This is a genomic window from Sphaerisporangium sp. NPDC051017, assembly GCF_040683095.1.
Lineage (GTDB): Bacteria > Actinomycetota > Actinomycetes > Streptosporangiales > Streptosporangiaceae > Sphaerisporangium.
Genome location: NZ_JBFBCI010000084.1, coordinates 19,610 through 27,544 on the forward strand (window position 1 = coordinate 19,610; position 7,935 = coordinate 27,544).

The window sequence follows — 7,935 nt, forward strand, 5'->3', positions numbered from 1 at the left end:
ACCGTGTCACCGGGGCTATCCGGTGGTCCGGCGCGCGACGCGATCGACGAAGTCCTCCACACTCGCGGCGGTGTTGAGGTCGCCGAAGGGAACGCGGATGCCGAGGGTCTTGTGGATCGCGCCGAGAAGGCGCAGCCCGGACAGCGAGTCGCCGCCGGCCTCGGCGAACGTCCCGCTCGTGCCGTCGGGGAGGATGCCCAGCCACAGCTTCCGGACGTGTTCGCGCACGTCCACCTCCGGTGCGTCGGCGTCGTCAGTGGTCGGCATCGAGGCCCCCTGCTGTGCGGTCGTCGGTCTGATGGCGGGCGGCAAGTTGCCGGTAGTCGGTCTTGCCGTTGGGCAGCAGCGGCCAGTCGGTCGTCACGGTGATCTCGGCGGGCACCATGTGGCCAGGCAGGCGCTGCCTCAGCCACGAGATCAGCCGCCCGGGGTCGGGCTCGCGTGTCTCGGGGGCGGGCTCGACCGTGCAGATCAGACCGCGTTCGGTGGCGGCCACGACGGCGGCTCGTCGTACCTGGTCGTGGGCGAGGAGTTGCTGTTCGACACTCTCGGCTGTCACCCGTATCCCGCGGACCTTGAGCACGCGGTCGCCGCGGCCATGCCACACCAGCCCGGCCGCGATCTCCTCGGCGCGGTCGCCGGTCTCAAGCCGCCGCACCGCGCATGCCGATCCCGCAGTGGTCCCACGGCTGAGAGGGCCGAGGGCCACGGCGCGGCCGGTGACGACGATCTGCCCGGACCCGGCACAGCTCGGGCCGTCATCGGCGAGGGCCACCGAGACCATAACGTGGTCCAGCGCGGTGCCGATCGGTACCGCAGCGTCCTCGGGTTCGCTGCCGGTGACCTCGTAGGCGGTAACGATGCCGGTGGTTTCGGTGCAGCCGTACATGTTCCACAGCCGGGCGTGCGGGGCGAGCCGCCGGGTGCGGTTCGCCAGCGGCACGTCCAGAGACTCGCTGGCGAACAGCACGCGGCGCACCCCGGCTAGCATCCGGCACGCATCGCTCTCCGGCAGCGCGTCCAAAAACGCCCTCCAAAAAGACGGCGTCACATCCAGATGCGACACCCGCTCCGCCTGGATCAGATCGGCGAGCTCCCAGGGCGTGCGCACCTGCCCGTCGGTGGGAACCACCACAGTCGCCCCCACAGCGAGCGGCAGCAGCAGTTGCCGAACCGAGGACGAGAAGCCCAATGGTGCTACCCCCAGGCACCGGTCCCCGGCGCCCAGTCCGACGCGGCCAGGCAGCGCCCGGGCGTACTCACCCAGACCGGCATGCCCCAGCAGGACACCCTTGGGTGCTCCAGTGGATCCAGAGGTGAACATGCCATACGCCCCGCCACACAGATCGACGGCGGGCAGCGACGTGCCGCAACGACCGCGCGAGAGCAGCGAAGCTGCTTCGATGACACAGGCTCGCATAGTGGGCACACGACCGGCGGCTGCCCGGTCGACGATGACGGTGCCGACATCCGCCGCCTGGACCATCGCCTCCAGTAGAACGTCCGGATAGAGTGGGTCCAGCGGAAGGTAGACCGCGCCGGATCGCATGATGCCGAGGATGAGTGCTGGCGCCAGGTACGACCGGCCGGAGGCGACGCCTACGACGCCCCCGGGCGCCATGCCTACGGTCAGCAGCTGCGTGGCGACCACATCGACCATAGCCTGTAGCTCGCCGTAACTCAGGGCCGCGGCTCCGATGACCGCTGGCTGTTCGCTGTACGCCCCAGCTGCCCACCGGACCAGATCTGGCAAGGTCTCCAGGTCCGAAGGGGCCTGATCAGGTAAGAGCTCGACGTACCGTCCGGGAATGGCGGGCTGCATCGCTACACCCCTTCTGCATGGGGATCGGTGAGGCGTGCCGACTGGCGAGCCGGAAGCTGCTTCTTTTCCTGCTCGCGGGCGCGGCGATTCGCGGCTCTGTGGGAGAGCGTGACCGCTCCGCATCATGGACCCAACGCCGATACGGCTTACCGCCGGCACAGTCGATCAGGCCACATTGGCCTCATCGAGTGGTCGGCTCGCGTTACCGTGGGTAAAACGCATGTGACGCCGACGGCAGGGACGACGCGTATGGTCGAGGAGCAGCGAGTCGATCGGGTCTGTCCGGCATGCCGCATCACACGGCTGAGCCGCTACAACCACGACCCGCTGTGCGGACCCTGCTTGGCCGCCGCCCGTGAGGCCACCGGAGCGGCACCAGTGTGGATCTGGGATTCAGCGCCCCTGCGCCAGGCCCTGGCCCGCGCCGACATGGCTGCGGTGCTGGCGATCCTGCGCGGTGCCACCGGAATGAGCCAGCTGGACTTCGGGGCACTACTGGGCTGGTCGCAGTCGGTGGTGACCAAGGTCGAACGACGCAAACGTGACACCTTCCACGACATCCGGGAGATTCTCCGGATCGCCGACCTGCTCGGCATGCCACGCCAGGTTCTTCTGCCGCTGATCATCGGTCGCGCAGATGCCAAGTTGGAAAGCGACCAACAGCCCGCTTTCTGGGGAGATGTCGTGGCAATGAACGCAACACCTGACCGCCGACACTTCATGATGACCTCTAGCCTGGCGATGAGCACCATGCTGATGCACATGGCGCTCCCGCCCAAGCGGATCGACCAAGGCCATGTGCGATACCTGCGGGCTAGCCTGGAACGGCTGCGTCGCGCCGACGGCGCGATCGGCGGCGCCGCTCTGCTGCCTCATGCCACCGCCCTGTTCGCCCGCGCCCGGGCCATGCTGGACGAATACGACTACGCCGAGCACACCGGACGGGATTTGCTGGCGGTCACCGCCGACCTCGGAGAGGTCGGCGGCTGGCTCGCTTACGACTCCGGTGACCAGCACCTGGCACGATCGCTGTATGCCGAGGCCGCGCTGCTGGCCGCGAGCGTCGGCGACAACTATCTGCTGGTGCACATCTACCTCGACATGGCCCAGCAGGCCACCCACCTGGCCCGCATCACCGGACGGCGCGGCAGTGCCCGCGAGGCGCTGCGCCTGGCTGACCGCGCCGCCCAGGTCGCCCGCCATATCCCCTCCCCGGCCCTGCACACGCTGATCTGGCTGCGCCAGGCACTGGCCTACGCCCAACTCGGCGACGCAGCCGCCTTCCACGCCGCCATCGGCCGCGCCCGCAACGAAGCCGACCGTGGCCCCCACGACAGCGACCAAAACTGGACCGCGTTCGTCACCCATTCGGAAATCGCTGGGTATGAAGCGATGGGCAGCCTGCGGCTCTGCTCTCCCGACACCGCAGCAAGGCTGTACCAGGCCGTGCTCACCGACTCCAGTCGTTCACCCCGCGACCTGGCCTACTACCAGGCCCGGCTCGCCGCCGCCCTGGCCACTGCCGGCGACAGCCACAGCGCCCTTACCCAAGGCATGACGATCCTGGGCGAGCTGGGCGGCAAACTCACCTCCGTGCGAGTCCTCAACGAGCTGCGCCCCCTTCTGCATACCCCCGGAGCCCAAAGCGAGGAGTTCCGCCAGCGGTTCGACGTCGCGGCCCGCAAGCTGACTCCTGCCGCTGCATGACAAGAAAGGCGACGACATGCCCCCCGCCCAGGTGACCTTCCGCCAGATGGACGCCGCCGAAGCCCGCCGACATCGCGACCTGGTCGCCGACATCCACCGCGACGCCTACGCGGACCGCATCGCCGCCGGAGAGGAGTTCGACAGCGAACAAGCGTTCATGACCCGCTTCGAGGCCTACACCAGCCGCCACGGGTTCGACCTGATCCTTGCCTACTGCGACGACACCCCGGTCGGTCAGATCTGGGGCTGGCCCCTCCCCGTGCAGAACAGGTGGTGGGAAGGCCTGGAATCCGAACCCGAACCCGGCTTCACCCGCGAGGATGGCAGCCGCACCTTCGCCCTGTCGGAGATCATGGTGCGGCCTGCGTGGCGGGGCCAGGGCATTGCCCACGCCTTGCACGACACGCTCCTGGCCGACCGCACCGAACAGCGCGCCACTCTGCTCGTCCGCCCTGACAACACCATTGCCTACACGGCCTATACCCGATGGGGCTGGCGCAAAGCCGCCCGGCTGCGCCCCGGCTGGTCCGGCGCACCGCTCATGGACGTGCTCATCCTGCCGTTTCCGCTCAGGTCCTAAGGGCCCGTGCCCGACCCCACTCAGGTGTTTTCAGCGCGGGTCCTGGACAGATCTGCCGAACTCCACAAACGAAGGCGCTCCGACACCCAGCTCAGACGGGCAGGTTCCAGCGGGGGCCGTCGGGGTCGCCGAGCCATACCCACTGACTCGTCCGGCCGACGGTGAGTCCGAACCCCGACTGGTGGGGGGAACCGGCTTGCTGCCACAGATCGATCGCGTCTTCCACTGCGTCCCAGAGCCGCAACGGGCCGTGCTGGCGTACCGTCCAGCCGCCGGATTCGGCTTTGCTCGTGCTGGCCTGTGAGCCGGTGGCGACGTCCAGCAGGATCATGTCGTCGCCAGCGCCCATCAGCCCTGCCGACGGCGCGGCGAGCTGGGCGACGAAGCGGCCGGTCCAGTCGTTGATGATGTTCGGGTCGATCCTGGTCTCTCGCTCGCCCCCGATGCCGAGCAGGTAGGTCGCTCGCGGCGGCTGTCCGTGGGGGCGGGCATTCATGAAGGAGACGTTGTAGGGATGGAATCGCCCTGAGGCGGTCCCGTCGTCGGCGAGAGTGATGTGCGCGAGGGCGTTGCCGTTCATCCAGCCCCACATGGGGGTGGTGATGGTGCCGCCGTCACGGACCTGCCACATCCAGGCCGGAGGGATGAAGCGCACCGAGCAGGTCGCGATCAGCCGGTCGTACTCGGCGTTCTTGTCGTAGCCATCCAGCCCGTCGCCGACGGCCAGAGCCGGCGAGTAGCCACATGCCTCGATCGCCTGGCGGGCGCGGGGCGCGACGTTCAGGTCATATTCGATGGAGGTCACGGCCTCACCGCCTAGCCGGTGGCACATCAACGAGGTGGAATAGCCGGTGCCGGTACCGATCTCCAGCACTTTGTCGCCGTCGCCGATCTGTGCCGCCTCCAGCATGCGGACCACCAGACCGGGGAACGACGAAGAGGAGGTCGGACTGCCATACAGGGGGCCCGGTGCTGCCTCAGCTAGGACGCCGTCGACCTGGGTCACCCAGGTCTCGTCGGTGTAGACCAGGCGTAGCCAGTCGGCCCAGTCCATCTGGTCGCGCCGTACGGGCTCCCATGCCGTCCCCCGCTCGTCTCCCTCGGTGGCCCGGTAGACCGCCTCGCCGAGGAACACCTCACGGGGCACCTCCTCGATCGCCGCCCGCCACCGGGGATCGGTGAGCGCTCCGTCTTCGATGAGCTTGTGGGCCAGCGCCGCGCGCTGAGGGGCGGACTCGGTGGGGATGGTCATACGCGATCCTTTGCGGCTTGGAGGTGGTCGGCGATAGCGGCGGCGATGCGGGCGGGGATCGGATCGGGAAACCAGGCCCACTGGCCGTTGGGGTTGCACTCCAGAAAGATCCATTCGCCGTCTGGGGCCACGGCGAAGTCGAAAGCTCCGAAGATCAGCCCGAAACGGTCGAGATAGGCGCGTATCGCCCTGGCCATCGGTGGCGGGGTTTCGATGGGCGTATAGGAAAGATCGGGGTAATGCTGGCGCCAGTCCAATCCGGAGGCGCCGTCGATCCGGACAGGGAAAACCTCCTTCCCTACCACGGTGACCCGCACGTCAGCGATCTTATCAACCCGCCTTTGGAACAGGTGCGCGGCGCCGCTGATGGACGAATTCATCTCCTCTGGGGAGACCGTCTGCGTCCACACGTTCCGGGGCGCGTCGTCTGGGCCGATGTATTCCGACGCCCACAACGGCTTATAAACGATCGGCCCGGATTCAGCGAACGTCCGTGCGCTTTCGGGATTGTTGGTGATCAGGGTAGGCGGGATGGTGAGACCGCACGCGGCTGCGGTTGCGAGCTGCACGGGCTTGTGCTCGGCGTCGCGGATTCGCCAGGGGTGATTGAGGTAGAGCGCGCCGGGAAGTGTGGCCAGCACGCCGCCCAAGCCGAAACGCGACTGGTCGGCGGTCCACCGCCCGGTCTGCTCGTCCAGGTACGGTGAGCGCCGGTAGGGCGTCGGCTTACGCCAGTACACCGATCGCACACTGGCAAGTTCCAGCATGCGTGTCGCGGTGGTGAGCGAGCCGGACATGCCGTCTGCTCCGAAACGGGTCTCCAAGCCGGAATCGCCGGGGAAATCTGCTCCTGGGTCGAACCGCACGACCGGGATGTCCCGATCGTGCAGCTCGGCCAGCACCAGATCGGCCGTCGGATCATCCAGGCAGGTGACCGTCAGCACTGGTGATTGCAAGGATCAGTCCGGCGTGTAGTCGGTCGTCGAGTCGGGTTTGGGCGGAGGCGGTGGCTTGCCGTCTCCTCCGTCCGGTCCCGACTGCACCTGCGTCGCGGACGGCTTGGCCTTGTTGGTCCCGTGCTTTCCGGCCTCGATGATCTGGCCGGTCGGGTCCACCCAGTTGCCCGTCTGCGTGACAGGGTCCAACACGACCCGATAGTCGGGAACCGTTTCGGGCGGCGGATACGGGGCCATGCGAGAGATACCCCACGGTATCACCGGTAAATCCATCTCGTTCCCCTTCCACGGCTATCGCCGTCTAGTCTCCAGGTGTTTGAAAGGCTACGGATTTTGCTGGGCGATGTCCATAGCTACCCGCCTTGAAAATATTTGAGATATAGCACCCAGTCATCCTTCTTTTAAAGCGTATTTGGCATGACAAAACACCGTTCTCGGTGGCGTTATAAAACTCGTGGAATTCCTGCTCGTGATGGTCGGGGCGGTGGCACGGGTTGGGGGGTAAGTCACCGCACCACCGCCCAGCTTGAGGGGCGGAAGCGGTCCGCAGGCCGAAGGTCACCCAGGCGGAAGCCGGATCACCTCACAGTCCGGCCACACGCGCTCATCGTCCAAGCTGCGCACCCAGGCCAGCCGCGTTGAGGGGAGATCGGGCAACCGGGTCAAGGAGCCGATGCCCCGCCTGCCGTAGTGGAAGCGGTGTCGCAGAGGTCAGGGCCTTCGTAGTCAGCTGCCAGTGCCGCCTTTCGATGTCTGCCGGAGCTGAGGGAGCGGCAGGCCGGTCGACGAGCAGTTCTGCCGGGGGCACGGTGGCGCGAACCACCTGGTCGGCCAAGGCCGGGCACACCGCCAGGGCGAGCTCGGCGCATCTGGGCTGCAGTCGCCGGATCCGCCCAAACCACGCATGCATGGTGAGTCCCACATGGCGGAGGTCCCGCCGGGGATCTTTCCTGGTAGGACCTTCGCTCTACTGGGAGTGGATGTAGATCGTGTCGAAGACCTCGGCGAGCTTGGTGAGGTCCTGCGTCACTCCCTTCTCGGGGTCGCCGGCGTCGAAGGTGACCGCGAGCCTGCCGAGCCCCTTGCGGGCCTGGAGCGCCTTCCACAGGCTGTTGGTCTTGAGCCCCTGGTCGAGGATGCGCCAGACCGCGCCGTCCCAGTCCTGCTTGTGCGTCCACAGCATGACGGTCTGCACGCCCGCCTGCAGCGGCAGGTCCACGCGCAGCTTGGCCGCGGCCTCCGCCTGGGCGGAGCTGAGGTTGCTCGCGCCGCTGTGTGCCAGGCCGACCTCCCGGGCGCCGATGTGCACGCGGGTGTCCCAGCCGCGGGCCCGCACCGTGATCCACTGGTTGCGCAGCGCCTTGTCCGGAGTGATCTTCCACGTGGCGTACTCGCTGGCGAACAGGCCGCTGGACAGGTTGACGTGGTCGACGTCGCCGGTGAGCACGTACTTCTCGACGTTGGCCCGGGTGATCAGCGGGTACTTGGCGCGCAGCGCGGCCTGGCAGGGCTCGGAGGCCCCACAGCCCATTTCGGGGACGACCACGTCGACGGCGAGCTGCTTGCCCCCCGGCATCGCCGCGCGCAGGGCGGCGGAGGCGTCCTTGACGAACCTGCG

The 7,935-nt window shown here is 67.8% G+C and carries 8 protein-coding genes; 2 read left to right on the forward strand and 6 right to left on the reverse strand.

The window, feature by feature from the left end; translation table 11 throughout:
- Positions 1 to 15: 15 nt before the first annotated feature.
- Together AB0M95_RS37555 and AB0M95_RS37560 are read right to left on the reverse strand one after the other, a co-directional pair.
- Positions 16 to 267, reverse strand: a complete 252-nt coding sequence (locus AB0M95_RS37555) for an acyl carrier protein (protein WP_358526194.1) — start codon at positions 265 to 267, stop codon at positions 16 to 18.
- On the reverse strand, positions 254 to 1,948 hold the full coding sequence (locus AB0M95_RS37560; RefSeq protein ID WP_363775457.1) for an AMP-binding protein: 1,695 nt from the start codon (positions 1,946 to 1,948) through the stop codon (positions 254 to 256). Before AB0M95_RS37560 ends, AB0M95_RS37555 begins: the two co-directional genes overlap by 14 nt.
- 123 nt (positions 1,949 to 2,071) lie before the next feature.
- On the opposite strand from AB0M95_RS37560, the gene AB0M95_RS37565 reads away from it, so the two are divergent.
- Both AB0M95_RS37565 and AB0M95_RS37570 read left to right on the forward strand, forming a co-directional pair.
- Positions 2,072 to 3,529, forward strand: coding sequence for a helix-turn-helix transcriptional regulator (locus tag AB0M95_RS37565; RefSeq protein WP_363775460.1), 1,458 nt, complete (start codon positions 2,072 to 2,074; stop codon positions 3,527 to 3,529).
- A 16-nt stretch (positions 3,530 to 3,545) separates the two neighbouring features.
- Complete coding sequence (locus AB0M95_RS37570) at positions 3,546 to 4,109, forward strand: GNAT family N-acetyltransferase (RefSeq protein WP_363775463.1); 564 nt, start codon at positions 3,546 to 3,548, stop codon at positions 4,107 to 4,109.
- A gap of 91 nt (positions 4,110 to 4,200) precedes the next feature.
- Here AB0M95_RS37570 and tgmC read toward each other — a convergent pair whose 3' ends face one another.
- The 4 genes from tgmC to AB0M95_RS37590 form a co-directional block, all read right to left on the reverse strand.
- Positions 4,201 to 5,361 (reverse strand): ATP-grasp peptide maturase system methyltransferase, encoded by a 1,161-nt coding sequence (gene tgmC / locus AB0M95_RS37575; protein ID WP_358526201.1) that lies wholly within the window; start codon positions 5,359 to 5,361, stop codon positions 4,201 to 4,203.
- On the reverse strand, positions 5,358 to 6,305 hold the full coding sequence (tgmB, locus tag AB0M95_RS37580) for an ATP-grasp ribosomal peptide maturase (RefSeq protein ID WP_358526203.1): 948 nt from the start codon (positions 6,303 to 6,305) through the stop codon (positions 5,358 to 5,360). Before tgmB ends, tgmC begins: the two co-directional genes overlap by 4 nt.
- 15 nt (positions 6,306 to 6,320) lie before the next feature.
- Complete coding sequence (tgmA, locus tag AB0M95_RS37585; RefSeq protein WP_358526205.1) at positions 6,321 to 6,590, reverse strand: putative ATP-grasp-modified RiPP; 270 nt, start codon at positions 6,588 to 6,590, stop codon at positions 6,321 to 6,323.
- 694 nt (positions 6,591 to 7,284) lie between these two features.
- A partial coding sequence (locus AB0M95_RS37590) for a hypothetical protein (protein ID WP_363775467.1) occupies positions 7,285 to 7,935 on the reverse strand: 651 nt, incomplete at its 5' end.